The 26,618-nt window shown below is 52.9% G+C and carries 22 protein-coding genes and 1 pseudogene; 9 read left to right on the forward strand and 14 right to left on the reverse strand.

Going from position 1 to position 26,618, the window contains the following annotated elements:
* Nucleotides 1-8 precede the first annotated feature (8 nt).
* From urtD to OGW17_RS09180, 5 genes are all read right to left on the reverse strand, one after another.
* Nucleotides 9-806: an urea ABC transporter ATP-binding protein UrtD gene (gene urtD / locus OGW17_RS09160; RefSeq protein WP_024130341.1), complete on the reverse strand. Its 798-nt coding sequence runs from the start codon at nt 804-806 to the stop codon at nt 9-11.
* Nucleotides 806-1,879, reverse strand: a complete 1,074-nt coding sequence (gene urtC / locus OGW17_RS09165; RefSeq protein WP_012132433.1) for an urea ABC transporter permease subunit UrtC — start codon at nt 1,877-1,879, stop codon at nt 806-808. Before urtC ends, urtD begins: the two co-directional genes overlap by 1 nt.
* Nucleotides 1,879-3,453 (reverse strand): urea ABC transporter permease subunit UrtB, encoded by a 1,575-nt coding sequence (gene urtB, locus OGW17_RS09170; RefSeq protein WP_071258308.1) that lies wholly within the window; start codon nt 3,451-3,453, stop codon nt 1,879-1,881. The genes urtC and urtB overlap by 1 nt, the downstream gene beginning before the upstream one ends.
* A 44-nt stretch (nt 3,454-3,497) precedes the next feature.
* Complete coding sequence (urtA, locus tag OGW17_RS09175) at nt 3,498-4,769, reverse strand: urea ABC transporter substrate-binding protein (protein ID WP_071258307.1); 1,272 nt, start codon at nt 4,767-4,769, stop codon at nt 3,498-3,500.
* A 263-nt stretch (nt 4,770-5,032) separates the two neighbouring features.
* Nucleotides 5,033-6,136, reverse strand: coding sequence for a cobalamin-independent methionine synthase II family protein (locus OGW17_RS09180; RefSeq protein ID WP_012132436.1), 1,104 nt, complete (start codon nt 6,134-6,136; stop codon nt 5,033-5,035).
* Between the two features lie 329 nt (nt 6,137-6,465).
* On the opposite strand from OGW17_RS09180, the gene mgtS reads away from it, so the two are divergent.
* Nucleotides 6,466-6,561, forward strand: coding sequence for a protein MgtS (mgtS, locus tag OGW17_RS09185; RefSeq protein WP_000901367.1), 96 nt, complete (start codon nt 6,466-6,468; stop codon nt 6,559-6,561).
* Nucleotides 6,562-6,893: 332 nt separating this feature from the next.
* On the opposite strand, the gene OGW17_RS09190 is transcribed toward mgtS, so the two are convergent.
* The 3 genes from OGW17_RS09190 to dcp form a co-directional block, all read right to left on the reverse strand.
* Nucleotides 6,894-7,784 (reverse strand): diguanylate cyclase, encoded by an 891-nt coding sequence (locus OGW17_RS09190; RefSeq protein ID WP_047457159.1) that lies wholly within the window; start codon nt 7,782-7,784, stop codon nt 6,894-6,896.
* Between the two features lie 182 nt (nt 7,785-7,966).
* Entirely contained in the window at nt 7,967-9,145 is a 1,179-nt protein-coding gene (locus tag OGW17_RS09195) for a serine hydrolase domain-containing protein (protein WP_071258306.1), read from the reverse strand.
* A gap of 200 nt (nt 9,146-9,345) precedes the next feature.
* Nucleotides 9,346-11,391 (reverse strand): peptidyl-dipeptidase Dcp, encoded by a 2,046-nt coding sequence (dcp, locus tag OGW17_RS09200; RefSeq protein WP_286452165.1) that lies wholly within the window; start codon nt 11,389-11,391, stop codon nt 9,346-9,348.
* A 137-nt stretch (nt 11,392-11,528) separates the two neighbouring features.
* Between dcp and ydfG the strand changes: the two genes are divergently transcribed.
* Together ydfG and OGW17_RS09210 are read left to right on the forward strand one after the other, a co-directional pair.
* Nucleotides 11,529-12,275: a bifunctional NADP-dependent 3-hydroxy acid dehydrogenase/3-hydroxypropionate dehydrogenase YdfG gene (gene ydfG, locus OGW17_RS09205; RefSeq protein WP_024130344.1), complete on the forward strand. Its 747-nt coding sequence runs from the start codon at nt 11,529-11,531 to the stop codon at nt 12,273-12,275.
* An 87-nt stretch (nt 12,276-12,362) separates the two neighbouring features.
* On the forward strand, nt 12,363-13,049 hold the full coding sequence (locus tag OGW17_RS09210; RefSeq protein WP_012132443.1) for a GntR family transcriptional regulator: 687 nt from the start codon (nt 12,363-12,365) through the stop codon (nt 13,047-13,049).
* Between the two features lie 107 nt (nt 13,050-13,156).
* Here OGW17_RS09210 and OGW17_RS09215 read toward each other — a convergent pair whose 3' ends face one another.
* The 5 genes from OGW17_RS09215 to OGW17_RS09235 all read right to left on the reverse strand — a co-directional run bounded on the left by OGW17_RS09215 (nt 13,157) and on the right by OGW17_RS09235 (nt 18,921).
* Entirely contained in the window at nt 13,157-14,629 is a 1,473-nt protein-coding gene (locus OGW17_RS09215; RefSeq protein ID WP_071258303.1) for a mannitol dehydrogenase family protein, read from the reverse strand.
* Nucleotides 14,630-14,804: 175 nt separating this feature from the next.
* Nucleotides 14,805-16,184 (reverse strand): MFS transporter, encoded by a 1,380-nt coding sequence (locus OGW17_RS09220; protein WP_012132446.1) that lies wholly within the window; start codon nt 16,182-16,184, stop codon nt 14,805-14,807.
* A 53-nt stretch (nt 16,185-16,237) separates the two neighbouring features.
* Nucleotides 16,238-17,257: a Zn-dependent oxidoreductase gene (locus tag OGW17_RS09225; protein WP_012132447.1), complete on the reverse strand. Its 1,020-nt coding sequence runs from the start codon at nt 17,255-17,257 to the stop codon at nt 16,238-16,240.
* 13 nt (nt 17,258-17,270) lie between these two features.
* Nucleotides 17,271-18,485: a starvation-sensing protein RspA gene (gene rspA / locus OGW17_RS09230; RefSeq protein ID WP_012132448.1), complete on the reverse strand. Its 1,215-nt coding sequence runs from the start codon at nt 18,483-18,485 to the stop codon at nt 17,271-17,273.
* Nucleotides 18,486-18,594: 109 nt separating this feature from the next.
* The gene (locus OGW17_RS09235) at nt 18,595-18,921 is read right to left on the reverse strand and encodes a YnfA family protein (protein WP_024130346.1); all 327 of its coding nucleotides are present in this window, start codon (nt 18,919-18,921) and stop codon (nt 18,595-18,597) included.
* 145 nt (nt 18,922-19,066) lie between these two features.
* Between OGW17_RS09235 and OGW17_RS09240 the strand changes: the two genes are divergently transcribed.
* Together OGW17_RS09240 and speG are read left to right on the forward strand one after the other, a co-directional pair.
* A complete protein-coding gene (locus OGW17_RS09240; RefSeq protein WP_012132450.1) occupies nt 19,067-19,408 on the forward strand; it encodes a DUF1283 family protein in 342 nt (113 codons plus the stop codon).
* Between the two features lie 34 nt (nt 19,409-19,442).
* Nucleotides 19,443-20,003, forward strand: coding sequence for a spermidine N1-acetyltransferase (speG, locus tag OGW17_RS09245; RefSeq protein WP_049011020.1), 561 nt, complete (start codon nt 19,443-19,445; stop codon nt 20,001-20,003).
* A 4-nt stretch (nt 20,004-20,007) separates the two neighbouring features.
* On the opposite strand, the gene OGW17_RS09250 is transcribed toward speG, so the two are convergent.
* On the reverse strand, nt 20,008-20,742 hold the full coding sequence (locus OGW17_RS09250; protein WP_024130347.1) for a YnfC family lipoprotein: 735 nt from the start codon (nt 20,740-20,742) through the stop codon (nt 20,008-20,010).
* Nucleotides 20,743-20,845: 103 nt separating this feature from the next.
* Between OGW17_RS09250 and OGW17_RS09255 the strand changes: the two genes are divergently transcribed.
* From OGW17_RS09255 to dmsB, 4 genes and pseudogenes are all read left to right on the forward strand, one after another.
* Nucleotides 20,846-21,154 (forward strand): DUF1161 domain-containing protein, encoded by a 309-nt coding sequence (locus OGW17_RS09255; protein WP_012132453.1) that lies wholly within the window; start codon nt 20,846-20,848, stop codon nt 21,152-21,154.
* Between the two features lie 171 nt (nt 21,155-21,325).
* Complete coding sequence (gene ynfE / locus OGW17_RS09260; protein ID WP_071258301.1) at nt 21,326-23,764, forward strand: selenate/tellurate reductase subunit YnfE; 2,439 nt, start codon at nt 21,326-21,328, stop codon at nt 23,762-23,764.
* A gap of 142 nt (nt 23,765-23,906) precedes the next feature.
* Nucleotides 23,907-26,342 (forward strand): selenate/tellurate reductase subunit YnfF, encoded by a 2,436-nt coding sequence (gene ynfF / locus OGW17_RS09265; RefSeq protein WP_049011015.1) that lies wholly within the window; start codon nt 23,907-23,909, stop codon nt 26,340-26,342.
* A 10-nt stretch (nt 26,343-26,352) separates the two neighbouring features.
* Nucleotides 26,353-26,618 (forward strand): annotated as a pseudogene (gene dmsB / locus OGW17_RS09270) (dimethylsulfoxide reductase iron-sulfur subunit DmsB); the annotation flags it as partial.

Here is a 26,618-nt window from a genome sequence, read left to right on the forward strand (position 1 = left end):
CGTCCTCCCTATCGCCCGAGGTAAACTTCAATAACCTGTTCATTGGCCTGGACGTCGCGCAGGCTCCCTTCCGCCAGCACGCGCCCCTGATGCAAAACGGTGACATGGTCGGCAATGGTTTCGACAAACCCCATGTCATGCTCCACCACCATCAGCGAGTGTTTCCCGGCCAGAGTGCGAAACAGCTCAGCGGTATACTCCGTTTCCGCGTCCGTCATTCCCGCCGCAGGTTCATCCAGTAGCAGCAGGTGCGGCTCCTGTACCAGCAGCATACCGATTTCCAGAAACTGCTTTTGTCCGTGCGAAAGCAGCCCGGCGCGACGCCCACGCTCCGCGCCCAGGCGCAATAACCCGAGCATCTCGTCAATGCGATCCCGCTGCTCGCCCGAGAGGCGCGCTCTTAACGTGGCCCAGACGGATTTATCCTCTTTCATCGCCAGTTCCAGATTCTCCTCCACCGTCAGTGCCTCAAACACGGTCGGTTTCTGAAATTTACGCCCAATGCCCTGGCGGGCAATCGCGATAGGATCGAGCGAAGTTAAGTCCGTGGACTGATCGTAAATCGCGCGTCCGCTTTGCGGCCGGGTTTTACCGGTAATCACATCCATTAAGGTGGTTTTTCCGGCGCCATTAGGGCCAATAACGCAGCGCAATTCCCCCACGCCAATGTTCAGGGTTAAATCCGTCAGCGCCTGGAAGCCGTCAAAATTGACGTTGATCCCTTCCAGTTGCAGAACCGGGTCTGTTTGATCGCGAAAACGATCCCCCGGCAACTGGCGGGTAAAAAGTCCGTCATCCGGTTGCATCATTTTTCTCCTTTGCGAAACAGACCAATGACACCGCGCGGTAAAAACAGCGTAACGCCAATAAAGATCAGGCCGAGAAACAGCTGCCAGTACTCCGGCATGATCACCGTAAACAGACTTTTAGCGCCGTTCACCAGCACAGCGCCAAACACCGGGCCAATTAAGGTGCCGCGCCCGCCCAGCGCGACCCAGATGGCCGCTTCAATAGAGTTGGTCGGCGACATTTCGCTGGGGTTAATGATGCCAACCTGAGGAACGTACAGAGCGCCCGCCAGACCGCACAGAACAGCGGAGAGCGTCCATACCAACAGTTTAAAGCCACGCGGATCGTACCCACAAAACATCAGGCGATTTTCCGCATCGCGCACGGCGGTCAGAACGCGGCCGAACTTACTGCGTGCAAGGAGATACCCCAGCCACAGCGCCAGCACCAGTAATATGACGGTCGCGAGAAACAGCGCAACGCGCGTGGAGGTCGCTGCAACAGGGAAGCCCAGCAACGTGGTAAACCCCGTAAACCCGTTATTGCCGCCAAACCCGGTTTCGTTACGGAAAAACAGCAGCATGCCTGCGAACGTCAGCGCCTGGGTCATAATGGAAAAATAGACGCCTTTGATTTTTGAGCGAAAGGCAAAATAGCCGAACACCAGCGCCAGCAGTCCCGGAACCAGCACAACCAGTAGCATCGCCCAGGCGAAGTGCTGCGTTCCCCACCAGAACCACGGTAATTCACTCCAGGAGAGGAAAGACATAAACGCGGGAAGTCCGTCGCCAGAAGCCTGACGCATCAGATACATTCCCATCGCATACCCGCCCAGCGCGAAGAAAATACCGTGCCCCAGCGACAGCATCCCGGCATAACCCCACACCAGATCCAGCGCCACAGCGACAATGGCGTAACAGAGGATCTTCCCGGCCAGCGTTAACACCCAGACCGGGACAGCCAGCGGGTGATCCGCAGGCAGCAGCGCCAGAAAAGGCAGAATCAGCAGCGCCGCCAGCAGGCAAAGGCCAAAAACCTGGACAGTACGCGGCGCTCTACGCGCCAGTGTTAATGTCATTGGCATGGTCATTAATCAATAACCCTCCCTTTCAGCGCAAACAATCCCTGAGGCCGTTTCTGGATAAACAGAACGATCGCAATCAGAATGACGATTTTGCCCAGCACCGCGCCCATTTGCGGTTCCAGAATCTTATTGAAGATACCCAACCCAAATGCGGCGGCCACGCTTCCCGCCAGTTGTCCGACGCCACCGAGCACCACCACTAAAAATGAATCAATAATGTATCCCTGACCCAGTTCCGGCCCGACGTTGCCCAGTTGCGACAAGGCCACGCCACCCAATCCGGCGATCCCCGAGCCGAGGCCAAACGCCAGCATGTCCACGCGCCCCGTCGGCACGCCGCAACACGCCGCCATACTGCGGTTCTGCGTTACCGCGCGAACGCGCATCCCGAGGCGGGTTTTATTCAGCAATAGCCAGGTGAAAAACAGCACCAGCATGGCGAACCCCAGCACCACGATACGGTTCCAGGGCAACGTCAGGTTGGCATAGACCAGCACCCCGCCAGAAAGCCACGCAGGGTTGGCAACCTCCAGGTTTTGCGCGCCAAAGGTCATGCGTACCAGTTGGATCAGCATCAGGCTAATCCCCCAGGTCGCCAGCAGCGTTTCGAGAGGACGACCATAAAGATGGCGAATAATGCCGCGCTCCAGCGCCATTCCAGTTCCGGCAGCGATCAGGAAGGCAACCGGCAACGCCACAACGGGATAAAACGCCAGCCACTGTGGCATGAACTGCCCCATAAACTGCTGAACCATCCATGTGCTGTACGCGCCAAGCATCAGCATTTCACCGTGCGCCATATTGATTACGCCCAGTAATCCATAGGTGATCGCCAGCCCCAGGGCCGCCAGCAGCAGAATCGATCCCAGCGACAGCCCCATAAATGCCTGCCCCAGGAGATCGCCAATCACCATCCGCTGCGCGATTGCGTTCAGGCTTTCTGTCGCGGCCTCGCGAACACGCGCATCCGGTTCATGTTCAGCATCCGTAAAGGGTTGCAGGCGTGATTGCGTTTCCGGGTCGCCCGACTGCCCCAGTAGGACAATCGCCTGACGCCGGACGTCAGCGGAAGGACTCACCAGTTGCAGGTTAGCCAGCGCAATCTCCAGACGTGATGTCACTTCGCTTTCCGTTTCCTGCGCCAGCCGCTGCTGTAAAAGCGGCAGCATCGCGGGCGTGGCCTCCCGCTGTAACAGGCTGGCGGCAGCGGCTCTTTCCGTGACATTGTCACTTAATAGTTGATGCGTGGCTAACGCCCCGCTGACCAGGTTTCGCAGACGGTTAGTCAGACGAACCTTTTTCAGTTCGCCATCGGGCGCGGCGACAGCGCCGAGCGGCAGAACCTGCGTACCCTGCCGAATGAAAGCGTGCTTTGCGCTATCAGTCAGCACATTCTCACGCGCTAATGCGTTCAACAAAGGCAAACGCTGCGCCTCAGGCGTGATGGCCCATTGTTCTAATAACGTCGCCTGTTGCGCCCGGCTGGCGCCAACAAACACATCGGCATCGGTTGCCTGCACGATCCACGGCACCAGCCACGTCATTAGCAACACACCCCGAATAAAGCGCATGGCTTTCATGAAAGTGTTCTCCAGAATGTGCCCTCCCGCAGGAGGGCAAAAGATCAGTTGCTGGCGGTTTTAACAGGCTGGTCTGATTTTTTATCGTTACCGGCGATAAACGGGCTCCAGGGCTGGGCGCGAACCGGTTCGTCGGTTTGCCATACCACATTGAACTGGCCGTTATCTTCAATTTCGCCAATCATGACGGGTTTATGCAGATGGTGGTTGGTGGCGTCCATCGTCAGGGTAAAGCCAGACGGCGCAGCGAAGGATTGCCCCGCCATCGCCTCGCGGACTTTATCGACGTCGGTCGTGCCGGCTTTTTCTACTGCCTGCGCCCACATATGCAGACCCACATAGGTCGCTTCCATCGGATCGTTGGTCACGACGGTGTCGGCATTCGGCAGCTTATGCGCTTTGGCGTATGCCCGGTAATCCGCAACGAATTTCTGGTTAGTGGGGTTGTCGACAGATTCAAAATAGTTCCACGCCGCCAGGTTGCCCACCAGCGGTCTGGTATCGATACCGCGCAACTCCTCTTCACCGACCGAGAATGCCACGACCGGCACGTCTGTCGCTTTTATCCCCTGATTCGCCAGCTCTTTGTAGAACGGAACATTTGAGTCGCCGTTAATGGTAGAGACCACCGCCGTTTTGCCGCCCGCAGAGAATTTTTTGATATTGGCGACAATAGTCTGGTAATCGCTGTGTCCGAACGGGGTATACACCTCTTCAATATCTTTATCCTCGACGCCTTTGGCATGCAGCCAGGCGCGAAGGATCTTATTGGTGGTACGAGGGTAGACATAATCGGTTCCCAGCAGGAAAAAGCGTTTCGCGCTGCCGCCGTCTTCACTCATCAGATACTCGACAGCCGGAATAGCCTGCTGATTTGGCGCTGCGCCGGTATAGAAAACATTCGGCGATAACTCTTCCCCTTCGTATTGCACAGGGTAAAACAGCAGCCCATTTAACTCTTCAAATACCGGCAACACCGATTTACGCGATACCGACGTCCAGCAGCCAAACACGACCGCGACTTTATCCTGGCTCAGCAGCTGACGCGATTTCTCTGCAAACAACGGCCAGTTTGAGGCCGGGTCAACCACCACCGGTTCCAGCTTTTTGCCCAGCACGCCGCCTTTAGCATTGATCTCATCAATCGTCATCAACGCCATATCTTTAAGCGGGGTTTCCGAAATGGCCATCGTGCCGGATAGCGAATGCATGATGCCGACCTTAATCGTATCGGCCGCCTGAACGCTAAAGCTCAGCCCTATCGCAACCACCGAGGCGGACAGTGCAAAGGCTTTTAATAATGTACGACGCTGCATAGTTTCACTCCTGAAATTAAGCTTGCTGGAAGTCCCGGTGCAACCGGACGGGCAAATGGTGCAAATTAAGGATGTTCAGAAGTGATAAGGCAAAATCGATGCCAGATTTTTAAATGTCTATAAATATCAATTTATTAACCGACAACGGGGCTGAAACAAGAAAATCGGAAACCACAAGGCGGGAAATACAACGAGGAAAATGATCCAGAATGAAACAGCGTTGCATTACGAATGTGCAACGCTGTGTAACAAAGAGAGGCAACTTACCAGACCTGACTGGCGATTTCGGTGATGAGGCGTACTTTGCCCCATTGTTGGGCTTCCGTCAGCGTATTCCCCTCTTCCGTGGAGGCAAATCCGCACTGTGGGCTAAGGCAGATCTGCTCTTTTGCGACATAGCGCTCTGCCTCCTGCAAGCGGGCTTTCACCCCTTCCGGGTTTTCCAGCTCGCCGTTTTTCGTGGTCACCAGACCCAGAACCACCTGCTGACGTCCGGGCCGAACAAAGCGCAGCGGCGCGAAATCACCGGAGCGATCGTTATCATATTCCAGGAAAAACGCATCAACGTTCACCGTGCCGAACAACACTTCCGCCACCGGTTCATAGCCCCCTTCAGAGATCCACGTCGAACGGAAATTTCCCCTGCAAACATGCAGCCCGACCGTCAGATCGGCTGGTTTATCCTCCAGCGCACGGTTAATCACGCGGGCATAAATCTGCGCCAGCTCGTCAGGATCGTCACCCCGCTCACGAATCTGCTGACGTTGCTGGTCGGAGCACAAGTAAGCCCAGACGGTGTCATCCAATTGCAGATAACGACAGCCAGCTTCATAAAAAGCATGAATCGCATCGCGCCAGGTGGTAGCCAAATCATCGAAATAAGCATCCAGATGCGGATAAACGGTAGCATCGATATCTTTGCGCCCGCCACGGAAATGCAGCACGCTGGGGGATGGAATGGTCATTTTGGGCTCGGCTGCACCGCTAATGCTTTTCAGATAGCGGAAGTCTTCCAGCATAGGGTGATCGCCAAACCCCAGTTTTCCGGTAACGCGCACGCCGTGCGCTTTTGTCTGCACGCCATTAAACTGGATCCCCTTCTCAGCGTCATAGCGTTCAACGCCTTGCAGTCCATCGAAGAAATCAAAATGCCACCAGGCGCGGCGAAACTCGCCATCCGTGACAACATGCAGCCCGCAGGCACACTGCTGTTCCACAACGGTGCGGATAGCGTCATCTTCCACCGCACGCAATTGTTGCGCCGTTATCTCGCCGCATGCGAATTGCAAACGAGCTTGTTTGATCGTGTCCGGGCGTAAAAAACTGCCGACGATGTCTGCGCGAAACGGGGCCTGTTGTTTTTGCATGTGATCTCCTCATTCACCCGGCGTTAGTTGCCTGACGTGATAATTTATTATTTGAAGATTAGACTTCTGGATGGCTATGCGTCTAAAAATGACATGCAACCTGCTCACTGACAACCGAGAAAAATTCATCACCCTTGAAATAAATTCACATTGCCTCATCGTTTTGTGACGCTTTTTCATAGTCTGAAACCCCATACCGGAAAAATCCTGACGTTAACGTTGAAATAATCACCTAATTCAGCATTTGTTTAGATTTAATCTGCTACTATGGGTGCTCATGAGGTGAATTAAGGTAAGAGAGGAAACACACAAATAAAAGGAGGCATTATATGCTGGGTAATATGAACGTTTTCATGGCCGTTCTGGGAATTATTTTATTTTCTGGTTTTCTGGCCGCGTATTTCAGTCATAAATGGGATGATTAATGAACGGAGATAGCTCCTCACCGACAAGGCCCCTTGTAGCGTAACTGCACAAGGGGCCATTTTTTTACCCACCCGGCAGACAGACAAAAAAAACCGCCGGATAAACCAGCGGTGAATGCTTGCATGGATAGATTTGTGTTTTTACCTTATGCGTTATCAGGCAATTCCCTGCGCAGATAACGGATCGTTGACCATCCTGACACAGACAATATCAATGAAGGTTAAACAACATAGAACTAAACCAGCAAAACCGGCGTTTCGCGCTTCCATCCCTTTGCACACTTATGTCAGTGAATAACCGGTTATGTAAAGAGCGTGCCGTTCGGCTCATGTTACACACGGGTGATTTGCTGATCTTTGTCCATAAACATGCAGCGATTCCTTCCGGTTTGTTTGCCCCGGTACATTGCCCTGTCTGCGCGTCCGATGACGACATCCAGCGGTTCTCCCTGCTGCGCCTGGGTAATGCCCGCAGTTACCGTTATCGAAAGTTCTCCGTCAGGGTAGTTAATCGGATTATCCGCCACTAGCTGGCAGATACGTAACCCTGCCCGACAGGCCTGTTCATCCGTTTTTGTACGGATGATAATCACAAACTCCTCCCCGCCATAGCGGTAAGGCGTTTCATCGTAGCGCGTCCAGACGGATAAATTCGACGCCAGGGTGCGCAGCACGCTATCACCGACCAGATGACCATAGTTGTCATTGACCAATTTAAAGCGGTCAATATCAAAAAGCAGCAAATATAAATTAAGCGGTTGCGCATCAATAAGCTGACGATCGAAAGATTCATCAAGGACTCTGCGACCGGGTAATCCGGTTAATATATCCATATTGCTGCGAATATTGAGCAGATATATTTTGTAGTCCATCACCGCCGAGGTAAATGCTAATAACGCTTCCTGAAAGCTGTCAAAATGGTGATCTTCCGAACGTTTCTCCGCGATCGCCCGCAGTAATTCCCGACCTCGTGTGTGCATGTGTTCATGAGCAATAATAATCTTGATAACAAAGCCCTTTTCTTCAGGTTCGTGTACCGGATGATTATTTAGCCATTGGCTGAACTGACACAGACAGTGAGAATTGATATCGAAAATATCGGGTTGATTGACATCGCCAGACACTGTGCAACGAAACATTTTCACCAGCCACTGATAGTGGGCATCAATAGACTGGTTCAGATCTAACAAGATGGTATCGATTTCTATCGTTTTTTTAATCATTGCCACTCCTTGGGCATACATCCTTGATGTACCGTAGTCTAGCGGTACAAAAGCAAATTTATGTCAATTTATTAATAGAAGGCCGAGCCAGGAAATGGAGAATCTATAACGCTATGATTTTAAAGTGGTAATAAAGGAAAAAAGTGAATAATCCTGGAATATTTGCAATGCACTTAACATCTTTAATCGCCCTTCCTCTGCTGCGCCAGGCGAGTCAGGATCGTCTGACCGATATAATTACTCCAGTTGAAACTATTTTGCAAAACCACTACCGCGTTGCGATTTCTTTTATCAAACCCAATATAGCTGGAATATCCACCAATATATCCGACCTGATAGGTGATCTTTTGCGCAGAAAACTCATCACTCACCCACGCAATATTCGCTGCTTCTTTCTGTCGATAATAATAAGTCTGTGTGGCTTCAGCAAAAGCCTGATCGATAGCCGAAACGGTTGTGGATGTAAAATGCGCGCGGGCATAATTAGTCAGATCGCGGGCGCTACTGTATAAACTGGCCGCCCCCATCATATTTTTGTTAAAAACCCAGTCTGGCGTCAGATGACCACGGGTAATGAGCTTAGGCTGATCGCCAGCATGGCCCAGCGCTCTTCGCGGGTATGCCTTCAATAAGGTGGGCGTATAACTGCTGTTTGTCATCGCCAGTGGTTCAAATATCATGCGTTGCGCCAGCGCCTGGATCGGCTCTCCCGTTCTGCGCTGCAAAATATACCCCAGGATGGCGTAGCCGATGTTGGAATACTGCGGAACGCGCGCGTCCGGCGCAGTAAAATCACTGAGATAACCCAGCACGGCGTCGCTGTCCAGCTGCGTATAAAAGTTCTCGCCGTTACTGAAATAGCGCATTAAGTTTTCCAGCGTCAGCAAATCCATAGGCTGTCGGGGCAAACCGGAAGTGTGAGTCACCAACTGGAGGAGCGTAATATTTTTGGCGTCAGGGCTTAAAGGCGTATTCTGTGGAAGCAACGTTTCCAGTGTATCCGTCCAGTTAAACACATCTTCATCCACCAGCATCGTCGTCACTTCTGCCGTCACGCCTTTACTCAGCGAGCCTAAAGCGAACAGCGTATCTGGCGTGATGGGATAACGATTTTTATCATCGGTTATCCCGTAACTGTGAAATTCTGCCGGGCCATTATTCTGAATAACAGCAACAACGACGCCAGTCACCTCTTTTTCCCGCATATATTGCCGAATCATCGGATCAATACCGCGCCCGTAGTATCCCACCACAACTTGCGCGCTTTTTTGCGCAGGCATATCCAGCTGTGAAAGCGTGCTGTTGCCACACCCGATGAGCGCAAATAAGGATACGCAGAGCATCTGGTGTTTAATTTTCATTGTTCGCATCAGTTCTGATTCACAGACACAACAGGTTTTTTCTCAAACAAAGAGAAAAGCGGAAGAGAATACGAACACATGAAAACAGGGGCCCCGGATAAAAAGAAGCCCGCATTGTACACCAGTATCCCGGCAGCTTACTTAACATTGACAAAAAATCAGAGCGTTGCCTGATAAACATTCAGGCAGCGCCCTTGCGCTTAGCGGTCTAAACCCCGGTGTTTTAACATGGGTTCGATACGCGGTTCATGACCCCGCCACGCCGGGTAGAGGCGTTCCAGGTCCGTACTGTTGCCGCGTGACAAGATGGCATCACGGAAACGCTGTCCGTTCTCACGCGTTAACCCTCCCTGTTCAACAAACCACTGGTAGCCGTCGTCCGCCAGCATTTGCGTCCACAAATAGGCGTAATAGCCTGCCGCATACCCGCCACCGAAGATATGGGCGAAATAGCTGCTCCGGTAGCGCGGCGGCACTGCCGGAAGATCGAGTTCTTCCGCCGCCAGCGCCTGCTGTTCAAAGAGATCGACCGACTGCGATGCCGAAAAGGTTTCAAGACTGTGCCAGCGCATATCCAGCAATGCGGCGCTGAGCAGTTCCGTCATGTCATAGCCTTTGTTAAACAGGCTTGCCCGCCGCATTTTTTCCTGCAACGCTTCGGGCATTTTTTCACCCGTCCCGACGTGGCGCGCATAGCGTTCGAACACCTGCGGATGACTCGCCCAGTGCTCATTAATCTGCGAAGGAAATTCGACAAAATCGCGCGGGGTGTTCGTCCCCGACAGCGTCGCATAGCGCTGTGTCGCAAACAGGCCGTGCAGCGTATGACCAAATTCATGGAACAAGGTGATCACATCATCCCAAAGCAGCAATGCGGGCTGCCCTGCCGCTGGCTTCTGGTAATTACAGACGTTGTAGATAACCGGTCTGGTTTCGTTAAGCGTGGATTGTTCAATAAAATTGCCCATCCATGCGCCGCCGCTTTTTGACTCGCGGGCAAAGAAATCACCATAAAACAACGCCAGACCGACGCCATCATGATCGAAAATTTCCCAGACGCGGACATCAGGATGGTAAACCGGGATATCAAAGCGCTCGATAAACTTAATGCCGAACAGCTGGTTTGCCGTCCAGAACACGCCGTCGTTCAGTACCGTATCTAACGCAAAGTAAGGTTTGAGCTGCACTTCATCCAGCGCGTATTTTCCACGGCGTACCTGCTCAGCATAGTACGCCCAATCCCACGCCTGGGTCGTGAATCCTCCCTGCTCATCATCGATCACTTTCTGGATCTCAGCCTGCTCATCCAGCGCGCGCTGACGCGCGGCCGGGACAATGGCGCGCATAAAAGCGAGCGCCGCGTCAGGTGTTTTCGCCATCTGATCGGCGGTTTTCCAGGCGGCATAACTGGCAAACCCGAGTAATGTTGCCTGCCGGGTACGGATGTCCACCAGACGCTGAACAATCGCACGCGTGTCGTTGGCGTCGTTCTTTTCCGCACGAGTCCATGCGGCGTTGAACAGATTTTCACGGGTCTGGCGATCGCGTAAAACGGCCAGTGTCGGTTGTTGTGTGGTATTGAGAAGCGGAATAAGCCAGCGATCCGCCAGCCCTTTTTCCCTGGCGGCATCAGCGGCAAGAGCGACCTCCTCCTGACTCAATCCGTCCAGTTGATGGCGATAATCAACCACCATCCCACCGGATTTATTCGCCGCCAACAGCCGCTGATTAAACTGGCTGGTCAGCGTGGCGGATTCGGTATTCAGGCTCCTGAGCTGCGCTTTATCGTCATCGCCAAGCTGCGCGCCGGAAAGTACAAAACGCTGGTGGATAACCTCCACAAGACGCAACGACTCGGCATCCAGCGCCAGCGTCTCCCGCTGTCGCCAGACCGCATCCACACGCGCAAAGAGCGTACTGTTGAGATAAATATCATTTGCCAACGCCGCCAGTTCAGCGGAAAAGGCTTCATCAAGGCGCTGTAATTCGTCATTGGTATGCGCCGCTGTCATGGCGAAAAACACGCTTGTCACACGGGTGAGCAACGCGCCGCTTTGCTCCAGCGCCAGATACGTGTTCTCAAAATCAGGCGCTTGCGGGTTTTGGACAATCGCATCAATTTCAGCGCGCTTTTGCCGCATCCCTTCGTCAAACGCCGGGCGGTAATGGCTATCTTCAATCAGATCAAAACGCGGGGCCCGGTAAGGCAATACGCTCTGGCTAAAGAATGGATTCGTTAACGACATTTTTCACTCCTGCAAACGATTTGTTCATTAGAGTAGGTCTCCCTTGAAATGACCGCAATCCCATTAACGAGGATTACCCCTGAACAGAGATGGCGTGCTATGGTAATACAACACAAAAAGCGTTGAGGAACAGTGAGATGATCGTTTTAGTCACCGGTGCGACCGCAGGTTTCGGCGAATGCATTACACGTCGTTTTATTGAGAATGGACACAAAGTGATTGCCACTGGCCGTCGCCAGGAACGCCTGCAAGAACTGAAAGATGAGCTGGGCGACAATCTGTTTATCGCTCGTTTAGATGTGCGTAACCGTGCATCCATTGAAGATATGCTGGCGTCATTACCCGCAGAGTGGCGCAACATTGATGTGCTGGTCAACAACGCCGGGCTGGCGCTGGGGCTTGAACCCGCGCATAAAGCCAGCGTGGAAGACTGGGAAACCATGATCGACACGAACAACAAAGGTCTTATTTACATGACCCGCGCGGTTCTGCCTGGCATGGTGGAGCGCAATCGCGGCCACATCATCAATATTGGCTCTACCGCAGGTAGCTGGCCATACGCGGGTGGCAACGTATATGGCGCAACCAAAGCGTTTGTGCGCCAGTTCAGTCTGAATCTGCGCACGGATTTACACGGTACGGCAGTACGCGTTACCGATATTGAACCCGGTCTGGTCGGCGGCACGGAGTTTTCTAACGTCCGCTTTAAAGGCGATGACGACAAAGCGGGTAAAACCTACGAGAACACAACCGCGCTCACGCCGGATGATGTCACAGAAGCGGTATGGTGGGTCGCTAATCTGCCTGCGCATGTGAACATTAATACGCTGGAAATGATGCCGGTTACGCAGTCTTTTGCCGGACTGAGCGTTCATCGGGGTTAATTTTTATACCCGGCCTGCGGGTCGGGTATAGATAGTGACAAAAAAGTGGTAGAGTATTCTGGTTAACTCTCTAAAAAGTAAGAACGAATGACCGTTGAAACCCAACTCAATCCTACGCAGCCTGTAAATCAGCAAATTTACCGCATTCTCCGACGTGACATCGTGCACTGTCTGATTGCGCCAGGCACACCGCTTTCCGAGAAAGAGGTTTCCGTGCGCTTTAACGTGTCGCGCCAGCCTGTACGTGAAGCGTTTATTAAGCTGGCGGAAAACGGTTTGATTCAAATCCGCCCTCAGCGCGGCAGCTATGTGAATAAGATTTCATTATCGCAGGTGCAGAATGGGTGTTTTGTCCGACAGGCCATCGAATGTGCGGTCGTTCGTCGCGCGGCGTTGATGATCACCGACAGCCAGTGCTATCAGCTGGAGCAGAACCTTCACCAGCAGCGGATCGCCATTGACCGCAAGCAGCTCAACGATTTCTTCCAGCTTGATGATGAATTTCACCAGAAACTGGCATTAATTGCCGATTGCCAGCTGGCGTGGGATACGGTTGAAAATATTAAAGCCACCATTGACCGCGTGCGTTATATGAGTCTGGATCATGTGTCGCCGCCTGAAATGTTGCTGCGCCAGCATCATGATATTTTTGCCGCCCTGGAAAAGCATGACGCCGACGCGGTGGAACGCGCAATGACTGTGCATCTACAGGAGATTGGCGAGTCCGTTCAACTTATCCGCCAGGAAAACAGCGACTGGTTCAGCGAAGAGTAATCCCGCTGACAAACAAGCCGGATGGCGGCGTAACCGCCTTATCCGGCCTACAATAGTCAATGATGTTGAACGTTGCAGGCCTTATCCGGCCTACAACCATGCAGAGATTACGCTGATGCGATATTCGCCGCATATTTTGCAACGGTTGCTTTCGCGCCGTTGGCAAGCAGCGACAGATACGCTTCTTTCACCTTATTCGTAAACAGCTCAACGTGCGGCAATTCGTTACCGAAAATCGCATCAATGGCCAGCAGCGCCTGAACGCGACTTTCCCCTTCTTCACTGCCCTGAACCGCTTGCTGAATAACCGGCAGCAGCGGATCGCTAATTTCAATCGGATTCCCCTGCTCATCAACGCCGCCAACGTAACGCATCCAGCCCGCCACGCCTAAGGCCAGCAGGTCGAAATGGCTGTTATGCGCGATATGCCAGCGAACGGAGTCCAGCATACGCTGCGGCAGTTTCTGGCTACCGTCCATCGCAATTTGCCAGGTACGGTGACGCAACGCCGGGTTGCTGTAGCGCGCGATCAGCAAATCGGCATAACGCTTCAGATCCACCCCCTTCACTTTCAGCGTCGGCGCCTGTTCCTGCAACATCAACGCATGCGCGGCCAGGCGGTAATTCTCATCTTCCATGCAGTCATTAATGTGCTGATAGCCCGCCAGATACCCGAGGTACGCCAGGAATGAGTGACTGCCATTAAGCATACGCAGTTTCATCTCTTCGAACGGGATAACATCTGCCACCAGTTCAGCACCCGCTTTTTCCCATTCAGGGCGACCCGCGACAAAATTATCCTCAATCACCCACTGGCGGAACGGTTCACACGCCACACCTGCAGGGTCGCGTACGCCGGTTAACTGTTCGATCTTATCCAGCGTGTCAGCCGTCACCGCCGGTACAATACGATCAACCATCGTGGACGGGAACGTCACATGTTGCTCAATCCACGCGGCCAGTTCTGCATCTACCGCACGGGCATAGGCAGTAACCACATTGCGCATGACGTGACCATTTTCAGGCATGTTATCGCAGGACATCACGGTAAATGGCGCCAGGCCAGTCGCTTTACGACGCGCCAGCGCTTCCACCACCACGCCAGGCGCGGATTTTGGCTGCTGCGGGTTTTGCAGATCGGCGGCGATCATCGGGTGATCCAGCATCAACTGACCGGTCGCCGGAGAGTGGCAGTACCCTTTTTCTGTAATCGTCAGGGAAACAATCGCCACCTGCGGCTCGCACATGGCGGCCAGGACGGTTTCCAGACCGTCAACCTGCGCGTGCAGCGCGTTTTTTACCACCCCAACAACCCTTGCGGTCCAGGCATCCGCTGACATTTCCGCCACGGTATACAGGTTGTCTTGCTGTTTCAGGTCGGCAATCTGCTGCTCGCCGCCAATCAGGTTGACTTCACAATATCCCCAGTCGCTGTTGTGTTCCGCCGCGAGGATATCCGCGTAGACACCCTGATGCGCGCGATGGAATGCGCCAAAGCCCAAATGCACAATGCGAGGAACCAGTCTGGCGCGATCGTAATGAGGAAGCGAAGCCTTAGCCGTTAAGAGCTTGTTTTGCATGGTATGACCTATTGTATGAATGAATTCAGGACTGTCTCAGAGTAACGCCTGTAGGGTTGTATGATTTGATTTGAATTAAGCTTTTTGCAATTGGTATGACATCATTTTAAAGTTATGTGACAACATGACCGAAATTCAACATTCCCTGTCCATTCCGGTCATGCCCTGTGCGACGTTACCCTACCTGCGTTGCCGAACCCTGAACGCTACTTGCCGCCTTTAGGTCCGCTGCATCCTCCAGCACGCTCAGATCGCGATCTCTCACTTCCGGCATCAAAATCGCTGAAATTAAGCCGATAAGAGAATAGGCAATGATCATCGCTAATATAGGCAACCAGGAATCGGTCATATTACAGAAAATACCTGCCAGTACAGGACCAAATCCAACGGCGACTAATCCACCGGCTTCTTTTGAAATCGCCATCCGGGTAAAGCGATTACGCGAACCAAACATCTCGGCCATCGTAATGTTTTCCAGCGCGAAGAGACCCAGCACGGCAAAGTTATGAATAACAATAAGCGCGGTCATAATCACGCCAGGGCTATAGGTTTTATCCACGATGATAGACAACATCGGGTACGCAAGAATAATCGCAGATATATTCAATAAAATATAAGGCAGGCGGCGACCATATTTATCAGATAACCACCCCAAAAGTGGAATAGTAATAAAACCGATGACAGAGCTAATCATTAACGCGTCGGTAGGAATCGCCTTATTGAATAATAACGTCTGCACTAAATATCCTGCAAGGAATGTCTGAATTAATCCAGAATTGCCCGCCTGACCGAAACGTAAACCGGTTGCCAGCCAGAAGGATTTACTGCTAAACATGGCACCCAATGTGTTTTCTGATGCGTTATTTAACGCTGGCGCATTTTCGCTTTCATTGACCTTTTCAAATACCGGGCTTTCTTTGAGGTTCATACGCAGCCAGATAGCGAAGATCATGACAACAACGCTCGCCAGGAATGGGATACGCCATCCCCAGGCCAGAAGCTGTTCTCTGTCAAGCGCAAAGAACATCACTGCCCAGATTGCCGTTGCGCTCAGCGTACCGCAGTTTGTTCCCATTGCGACAAGCGAGGAAATAATGCCGCGTTTCCCTTTAGGCGCATACTCAGCCAGCATCGTTCCCGCCCCGGAGATCTCCGCCCCGGCGCCTAACCCCTGAACAATACGTAACGTCACCAGTAAAACAGGCGCAAATATACCAATTTGCGCATAGGTCGGCAGAACCCCAATGAGGGTTGTACAAATCCCCATCATGGTGATAGTGATAAACAAGACCTTTTTACGCCCAATACTGTCGCCCATTTTTCCGAAAATAAACGCGCCGACAATACGTGCGATATATCCTGCGCCATAGGTTCCCATCGCAAGAATAAGCGCCATTGCGGCGGACTGTTCCGGGAAAAATATTTCATGGAAAACTAATGCAGCGCCCAGAGAATATAACTGGAAATCCATAAATTCAAGGGCGGTTCCCAGCCAACCGGATACGGCGGCTCTGATTAAATCTTTTGTTGACCGTTCATGTTTTTGTTGAGTCATATTGGCAATCTCTAAGAGGTAAGATGCGTACCACTCTCTCGCATTTATTAATATTATTCAGAGAATGTGAGTAAAACCTTGCAGCAGTGCCGTTGGTCTTTCTCAAACAATTCAATCGCGTCAGTGACATGGTGATAATTAAACGTATGCGTGACGAGCTTATCGGGATCGATCAGACCTTTTTCCAGCCAGCCAATAACGACCGGGAATTTATTCGCATTCAAACGGGACGAATAAATTGACAGCTCCTTGCCGGTAATCCCCTGCTGCACAATCTGGCAAGGATCGCTGGAGAACCCCATCAGTACAATGCGCGCGGCGGGCGACGCCAGCGAGATAGCTTCTTGTAAAATAGACGGATGACACGCCGCATCAACGATCAGCGTCGGTTTTAACCCTTTTTCGTCCAGGAAATCTTGCAGAGATTGCTGTCCATTATTGATAACCCAGTCGGCGCCGCTTTCTTTCGCCATCTCCAGTCGTTCATCAATACGATCGGCAACAATCACCTCTTTAACGTTATAAACGCCCTTCAGCGCCTGAACCGTCGTCAGTCCCATCGGCCCTGCGCCATAAATCAGCGCAATATCGTTCTCTGTCGGATTAACCTGCCCGGTGACGTTCGCCGCAATGGTGAAAGGTTCAACCATCACCGCGTGCTTATCAGCAATGGCATCCGGGATCGTAAACGCGTTTTTTGCCGGAACGACCGCATATTCACTAAATCCGCCGTCGCGGTGTACGCCCAGAACAACCAGCGAGGTACATACATTGGGCTTGCCTATTGAACAGGGATAGCAATGCCCGCAACTGATGACGGGATCGACCGATACGCGTTCCCCCACTCTGGCGTGGCTAACACCTTCGCCCACGGCGTCAATCACACCAAAAAATTCATGCCCGATAACACGCGGATACTTTGCAAAAGGATTATGCCCACGATAGATATGGCTATCAGAACCGCAGATCCCCGCCAGCTTCACTTTAACCCGAACGTCCCCGGCCGCAGGCTCAGGGATAGGACGCTCCGCTAAAACCAGCGTGTCAGGTTTTTCAATCACTATACTTTTCATGTCATATCACTCCTTACCAGTTCCACAACGTGCCATCTTCCAGACGGGCGACCGGCAAATACGCAGGGTCATACGGATATTTCGCCGCCAGTTTTTCATCAAACTCAATACCAAGACCCGGCTTGTCGCCTGGGTGCATATAGCCGTTATCGAACGTCCAGCTATGCGGGAAGACATCAAGCATTTGTTCGGAGTACCCCATGTATTCCTGAACGCCAAAGTTAGGCACCCACAGATCAAAGTGAAGCGCTGCGGCCATGCAAACCGGCGACAAATCAGAAGGCCCATGAGACCCCGTGCGCACCTGGTAAAGCGAGGCAAAATCCGCAATGCGGCGCATCCCCGTAATGCCGCCGGCATGGGTAATGGTGGTGCGGATATAGTCAATCAGTTGCTCTTCAATGAGCTGCTTGCAGTCCCAGATGCTGTTGAACACTTCCCCGACGGCAATCGGCGTCACCGTATGCTGACGAATCAGACGGAAGCATTCCTGGTTTTCCGCAGGCGTCGGGTCCTCCATCCAGAACAGACGATAATCCTCAACGCGCTTACCAAAACGGGCGGCTTCAATCGGCGTCAGGCGGTGGTGCATGTCGTGAAGCAAATGCTCTTCAAAACCAAATTCAGCACGTACGGCGTCAAACAGTTTCGGCGTGAAATCGAGGTATTTCTCGGTTGACCAGAGTTGCTCTTCCGGCCACTGACCTTTCGTAGCGGGTTCGTAGGCCAGACCTTTGCCTTTAGACATGCCGTAGGTGGTTTTCATACCCGGCACGCCGCACTGCACGCGAATCGCTTTAAACCCCATCTCTTTGTGACGCGCATAATCTTCCAGCACATCATCAATGGTGTGACCCGTCGTGTGGCAATAGACCATCACGCCTTCGCGGGATGCGCCGCCCAGCAACTGATACAGCGGCATGTTGGCGGCTTTCGCTTTGATATCCCACAGCGCCATGTCAACGGCAGAAATAGCAGACATCGTGACCGGCCCGCGACGCCAGTAGGCGCCTTTATAAAAGAACTGCCAGATATCTTCGATACGGTGCGCATCGCGGCCAATAAGCTGCGGGCAAAGGTGATCTTTCAGATAGGATGCCACCGACAGCTCACGGCCATTCAGGGTAGCGTCGCCCAGGCCGGTGATACCGTCCTCGGTGGTGATTTTCAGCGTGACAAAGTTACGTCCCGGACATGTGACAAAAACTTCAGCCCCTACAATCTTCATTGTTGTTCCTTACATCTCTTCTGTGCGATGCAGGAAATTTACACACCTGAACTACTACCATACAAGTATAATGATCAAAAAATCGCTCATCGATCACAAAATAAGGCGCTTAAGCGCGCCCCCACCCGGCAACGATAATCAGCATTCCACAGAGTGCGATCAGTGCGCCTGACCAGTCATAAAGACTGAGTCTGACGCCGTCAACAAAGCGTAACCATAACAGCGCAGTACAGACATAGACCCCGCCATAAGCCGCATAGACGCGGCCGCTGGCGGCCGGATGCAACGTCAGCAGCCAGACGAATAACGCCAGTGAGACTCCCGCCGGAACCAGCAGCCAGGCCGTCGCGCCCCGCTTCAACCATAGCCAGGGCAGAAAACAGCCCACGATTTCGCACAGTGCGGTCATGAAAAAAAGAAGTGTTGTTTTTAGCATCATCATCATTGCGTTACGTCAGGTTTAAGCATGATACGCCAGAATAGCGCCTTCGTATCCATACCCGCAGGATGGGTATGCCCTGCGCCAGGAATGGTGTAGAATTTAGACAAGTTTTATCCCTCTATCATGAAAGGAATTAACCATGAACAATACACTTAGCAAACGCCTGTGCCTGACGGCAATGCTTGCGCTGGGTGCTGTCGTGTATACCACCTCCGCATTCGCGAATACCAGCAAACTGATCATTGAATCTGGAGACAGCGCGCAAAGCCGCCAACACGCAGCCATGGAAAAGGAACAATGGAATGATACCCGCAGCCTGCGCCAGAAAGTGAACACGCGCACGGAGAAAGAGTGGGACAAAGCCGACGCCGCGTTTGATAACCGCGACAAGTGCGAGCAGAGCGCCAACCTTAACGCGTACTGGGAACCGAATACGCTGCGTTGCCTGGATCGTCGTACTGGCCGTACCGTTGCGCCATAACAGTGCGTTGAGCGACAGACGGTAAGGACACAAAATGACCCACGCCAACAGTGTTAAGTTGCGCCCGCTGGAGCGCGAAGATTTACGATTCGTCCACCAGCTTGATAACAACGCCAGCGTAATGCGTTACTGGTTTGAAGAGCCGTACGAAGCGTTTGTCGAGCTGTCTGACCTGTATGATAAGCACATTCATGACCAGAGCGAACGGCGCTTTGTCGTGGAGTGCAACGGCGAAAAAGCCGGTCTGGTCGAACTGGTAGAAATTAATCACGTTCACCGCCGGGCTGAGTTTCAAATCATCATCTCGCCGGAATACCAGGGAAAAGGGCTGGCTTCGCGCGCAGCGAAGCTGGCGATGGACTACGGATTCACCGTACTCAACCTTTATAAGCTGTATCTGATCGTTGATAAAGAAAACGAAAAAGCCATTCACATTTACCGTAAGTTAGGTTTTATGGTTGAAGGTGAACTGATTCATGAGTTCTTTATCAATGGCCAATACCGCAACACCATTCGTATGTGCATTTTCCAGCAGCAATATCTGAACGATCACAAAACGCCAGGCTCAAGCCTGCTGAAGCCTACCGCACAGTAAGCCGCTACCCGGCTGTGTCAGACGCAGCCGGGTAATAATCAATCGTATTTTTAATGGTATAGCTCCGCGCAACGGCGGGTTCGACGCTTTCATCAACGATCACAAGCTGGCAGTTGATCGGATTGGCGTAATTATCATATTCACACGTCTGCTTCACATTGCCTAACGGGCGATCGTTCAGCAGGCTGACCGCCGTATAGTCGAGCTTTTTAAGCGGGTCCGCCGACGGTTTTGCATCAATGGATAACGTTTTGTCTTTACTGATGGTGGTCTTACCCAACGGATACCCTTCCGCATCATAGCGGTATTGTACCTTCGTCTCTCTTCCCGTTGCGGAAACAACAAAACCGTTATCGTCCGTATCCCAGACCACGCCTGCCGAGGGCAACTCCGCCAACTGGCATTTCCCCTGCAAGCGCACTCTTTTCTCCATCGTCTCGGCATCGCGGTAGTAGTTTGCATCCAGTACCAACGCCAACCCGGTATTGTTTTCCAGATCGTGCAGTTCCAGCGTATCAAAGCAGCCTTCCTGCGAAAGCGTTCCGCTGATGCGCTTCGTCACTTCCCCTTTGTCGTTCATCAACGTCTGGCTGAAATCTTTAACCGGGCCGCGCAACGGATCAAAATCGAACTCATTGGAAAAGCTGGCCATTTCCGGGGTAAAGGAGACCAGAACAGTGGCGTTATCACATCCAACAAGCAGCACACACAGAAAGCTCACCAGGGTCTGTTTCTTCACGTTATTCACCAGGATAAGGAGATGATTCTCAATCATATTAGCAAATACAGTTGTTTACACTAGAAATGCTAAGCTTTCATTATCGTGTTCATAAAAGGAGTGAATGATGAAAATCTCAGCAGGAATTGCAGCGTGTCTGCTCATCGTCGCCTCCCCGCAGGTACTGGCGGCGCCGGAGTCATGTGAAAGAGTCAAAAGCGACATCGAACAGCGCATCATTAACAATGGTGTGGCGGAGTCCAGTTTTACGTTAACCATTGTCCCTAATGACCAGGCGGATCAGCCCGATTCCCAGGTCGTAGGCCACTGTGCAAACGATACCCATAAAATTTTGTATACCCGCACCAGTAGCGGAAACGCTCCTGCCAGTACCAGTCCTTCTCAGGACGGGCATGCTGTCGAACCTCAGTAACAGATAAGAGCCTGATATACCAGGCTCTTACTCCCTCTTAGAAAGATTCCCTCAATTTTGACATGGATTAATAACCCCTACCTATAAGGGGTTAAAATCACTCTTTCATTAGTATCCTATTAATTTCGTTATAAACATAATTATATAACGATAACTATAATGGAGTGAATTATGTCCGATGTTGAACAACAGGGAGGCATCAGCCGCAGGACGTTAGTGAAATCCACCGCGATAGGATCGCTGGCGCTCGCTGCCGGAGGACTCTCCTTGCCTTTCGGGATGCGTACCGCTGCGGCTGCCGTGCAGCAGGCAATCCAGCCCGTTGAAGACAAAGTGGTCTGGGGAGCATGTTCGGTCAACTGCGGTAGCCGCTGCGCCCTACGTCTCCACGTCAAAGATGATGAAGTCTGGTGGGTGGAAACCGACAACACTGGCGAAGATGTCTATGGCAATCACCAGGTGCGCGCCTGCCTGCGCGGACGTTCAATCCGTCGGCGAATTAACCATCCTGATCGCCTCAACTACCCGATGAAACGCACAGGCAAACGCGGCGAAGGAAAATTTGAGCGCATCAGTTGGGAAGAAGCGCTGGATACCATCAGCAACAGCCTGAAAAACACGGTCGATAAATACGGTAACGAGGCGGTGTACATTAACTACACCTCCGGTATCGTCGGCGGCAACATCACCCGCTCCTCGCCTTATGCCTCTCTGGTGGCCCGCCTGATGAACTGTTACGGCGGTTTTCTTAGCCACTATGGCACCTACAGCACCGCGCAAATCGCGGCGGCCATGCCCTACACCTATGGTTCGAACGAGGGTAACAGCACCTCCGATATCGAGAACACCAAACTGGTGGTGATGTTCGGTAATAACCCGGCAGAAACCCGTATGAGCGGCGGCGGAATTACCTGGTTCCTGGAACAGGCCAGGGAACGTTCAAATGCGCGCATGATCGTTATCGATCCACGCTATACCGATACCGCGGCAGGACGTGAAGACGAATGGATACCTATTCGTCCCGGCACCGATGCCGCGCTGGTCGCCGGACTGGCCTGGGTGCTCATCACCGAAGATCTTGTCGACCAGCCTTTCCTCGACAACTACTGCGTGGGTTACGACGAAAAAACGCTACCGGCCGATGCGCCAGCGAATGGTCACTATAAAGCCTATATTCTGGGCCAGGGCGAAGACGGCACGGCCAAAACGCCTGAGTGGGCGTCGCGCATTACCGGTATTCCGGCGGATCGCATCATTAAGCTCGCCAGAGAGATTGGCGCCGCTAAACCGGCCTGTATTTGTCAGGGATGGGGCCCGCAGCGTCAGGCGAACGGTGAACTCACCGCTCGCGCGATTGCGATGCTGCCGATTCTGACGGGCAATGTCGGTATTCACGGCGGGAACAGCGGCGCGCGCGAATCCACCTACACCATCACCATTGAACGCATGCCGTTACCGGAAAACCCGGTAAAAACGCAGATCTCCGTGTTTACCTGGACGGACGCTATTGCCCGCGGCCCGGAAATGACCGCCCTGCGCGACGGCGTGCGCGGTAAAGAAAAGCTGGATGTGCCGATCAAGTTCATCTGGAATTACGCGGGCAATACCATCACCAACCAGCATTCGGATATCAATAAAACACACGCGATCCTGCAAGACGAATCGAAGTGCGAAATGATCGTGGTCATCGACAACTTTATGACCTCTTCCGCGAAATACGCCGATATTCTGTTGCCGGACCTGATGACGGTCGAACAGGAAGACATCATTCCTAACGACTACGCGGGCAATATGGGTTATTTAATCTTCATCCAGCCCGCGACCGCCCCTAAATTCGAGCGTAAGCCCATTTACTGGATAATGAGCGAAGTCGCGAAGCGGCTGGGCCCGGACGTGCACCAGAGGTTTACCGAGGGGCGAACCCAGGAACAGTGGCTGCAATATCTGTACGCCAAAATGCTGGCTAAAGACCCGGAGTTACCAGGCTATGACGAGCTGAAAAAAATGGGGATCTACAAGCGTAAAGATCCCAACGGCCATTTCGTGGCCTATAAAAAATTCCGTGAAGACCCACAGGCAAACCCGCTGAAAACGCCGTCCGGCAAGATAGAAATTTACTCCAGCCGCCTGGCTAAAATCGCCCAAACCTGGGAGCTGGAAAAAGACGACGTCATCAGCCCGCTTCCCATTTATGCCTCAACGTTCGAAGGATGGGACGATCCTAAGCGCAGCGTATTCCCACTGCAACTCTTTGGTTTTCATTATAAATCACGCACGCACTCCTCTTACGGCAACATTGATGTTCTCAAATCCGCCTGCCGTCAGGAAGTCTGGATTAACCCCGTGGATGCGCAAAAACGCGGTATCGCCAACGGGGATATGGTGCGGGTATTTAACGATCGCGGTGAAGTCCGCATTCCGGCGAAAGTCACGCCACGCATTCTCCCCGGCGTGAGCGCGATGGGCCAGGGCGCCTGGCATGATGCCGATATGTCAGGCGACCGCATCGATCATGGCGCCTGCGTGAATACGTTAACGACACAGCGCCCCTCTCCGCTGGCGAAAGGAAATCCGCAGCACACCAATCTGGTCGAAATCGAGAAAGTGTAACCCCCATCCCCTGAAACGATTACAGGCGTTTCGGGGGATGTGTTCGCACGTCCATCGGTCATGCGAACAAACCAACGTCCTGTAAAAACAAATTTTATAAATCGCGTTTCTTTTTTTTAATCAATAAGCAAAGTGAGTAACTATGAAAATCACCACGCCTGAGGCGCTCATGACGGCCACTATCAGCCGTCGTAGTCTGGTGAAAACATCCGCCATTAGCGGTCTCGCGCTCGCCAGTAGCGCCTTCACGCTTCCTTTCTCCCGAATCGCCCGCGCCGCTGACGGCCTTTCGCCTGCGCCAGTGGAAGAAAAAGCGGTCTGGAGTTCCTGTACCGTCAACTGCGGGAGTCGCTGTCTGCTACGGCTGCATGTGAAAGATGATGCGGTGTACTGGGTCGAGTCCGACACCACCGGCGATGACGTCTACGGCAATCATCAGGTGCGGGCCTGCCTGCGCGGACGCTCGATCCGTCGCCGCATGAATCACCCGGATCGCCTTAAATACCCGATGAAACGCGTCGGTAAACGCGGCGAAGGCAAATTTGAACGTATCAGCTGGGACGAAGCGCTGGATACCATTGGCGACAACCTGAAGCGTATTCTGAAAGACTACGGCAACGAAGCCGTACATGTGCTGTATGGCACCGGCGTGGATGGCGGGAACATCACGAACTCCAACGTGCCTTATCGTCTGATGAACTCATGCGGCGGTTATCTCAGCCGTTACGGCAGCTACAGTACCGCACAAATCAGCGCCGCAATGAGTTATATGTTCGGCACGAATGACGGCAACAGCCCGGATGACATCGCCAACAGTAAACTGGTGGTAATGTTCGGCAACAACCCGGCAGAAACGCGCATGAGCGGCGGCGGCGTGACCTACTATGTGGAACAGGCTCGCGAACGCTCCAACGCCAGAATGATCGTCATCGATCCGCGTTATAACGATACGGCGGCGGGTCGCGAAGATGAATGGCTCCCTATTCGTCCCGGTACTGATGCCGCGCTGGCGGCGGGGATCGCCTGGGTGCTCATCACCGAAAATCTGATCGACAAGCCTTTCCTCGATAAATACTGCGTCGGTTACGACGAAACGACCTTACCCGCCAGCGCGCCGCGTAATGCGCACTATAAAGCCTATATTCTGGGCGATAGCCCGGACGGTATTGCCAAAACACCGGAATGGGCCGCGCATATCACCAGTATCCCGGCGGAAAAAATCATCCAGCTGGCACGGGAAATCGGCTCGGCAAAACCGGCGTATATCTGTCAGGGCTGGGGGCCGCAGCGTCACTCCAATGGCGAACAGACTGCGCGCGCGATCGCCATGCTCTCTATCCTGACCGGCAACGTCGGGATCAACGGCGGCAACTCCGGCGTGCGTGAAGGCACCTGGGACCTCGGCGTAGAGTGGTTTTCTATGCTGGATAACCCGGTAAAAACGCAGATCTCCGTCTTTACCTGGACAGACGCCATCGATCATGGCGCGGAAATGACCGCCACACGCGACGGCGTGCGCGGTAAAGATAAGCTTGATGTCCCGATCAAATTTATGTGGTGCTACGCCAGCAATACGCTGATTAACCAGCATGGCAACATCGCCCACACCCATGACGTATTACAGGACGACAGCAAGTGCGAAATGATCGTCGGGATTGAGCACTTCATGACGGCGTCCGCCAAATACTGCGACATTCTGCTGCCGGATCTGATGCCAACGGAACAGGAAGATCTTATTTCGCACGAATCCGCAGGCAACATGGGTTATGTCATCCTGGGGCAACCGGCCACCTCACCAAAATTTGAAAGAAAGCCGATCTACTGGACGCTGAGCGAAATCGCCAGACGCCTCGGCCCGGACGTCTACCAGACATTTACGGAAGGCCGTACCCAGCACGAGTGGGTGAAATACCTGCATGCCAAAACCAAAGCGCGTAACCCGGAAATGCCGGACTACGAAGAGATGAAAACCACCGGCATCTTCAAGAAAAAATGCCCGGAGGAACACTATGTCGCCTTCCGCGCATTCCGCGAAGATCCTGCCTCCAGTCCGCTGAAAACGCCATCAGGGAAGATTGAAATCTACTCCGAGCGGCTGGCGACCATCGCCGACACCTGGGAGCTGGAAAACGATGAGATCGTTCATCCGCTGCCCGCCTATGCGCCAGGGTTTGATGGCTGGGACGATCCCATCCGAATAACCTATCCACTGCAATTGACCGGCTTCCACTATAAAGCCCGCACCCACTCCAGCTACGGCAATATTGACGTGTTGCAGCAAGCGTGCCCGCAAGAGATCTGGATTAACCCCATTGACGCGAAAGCGCGCAACATCAAACAGGGCGACACGGTGCGCGTATTTAACAATAACGGGCAGATGCTGATCCCGGCAAAAGTCACGCCGCGCATTTTGCCGGGCGTTACCGCCATCGGGCAAGGCGCCTGGCTCAAGGCGGATATGTTTGGCGACCAGGTCGATCACGGCGGTTCCATCAACATTCTGACATCACATCGTCCTTCTCCGCTGGCGAAGGGGAACCCGTCTCACAGCAATCTCGTTCAGGTTGAGAAGGTATAAGGAGTAACCGATGACAACCCAATATGGATTTTTTATTGACTCCAGTCGTTGCACCGGTTGCAAAACCTGCGAACTGGCCTGCAAAGACTACAAAGATTTAACCCCGGACGTCAGCTTCCGCCGCATCTATGAATATGCGGGCGGCGACTGGCAGGAGGATAACGGCGTCTGGCACCAGAATGTCTTTGCCTACTATCTTTCCATTTCCTGCAACCACTGCGAAGACCCGGCCTGCACGAAAGTGTGCCCGAGCGGCGCGATGCACAAACGCGAGGA

Source organism: Citrobacter sp. CK181 (assembly GCF_030333595.1).
Classification (GTDB): domain Bacteria; phylum Pseudomonadota; class Gammaproteobacteria; order Enterobacterales; family Enterobacteriaceae; genus Citrobacter_B; species Citrobacter_B koseri.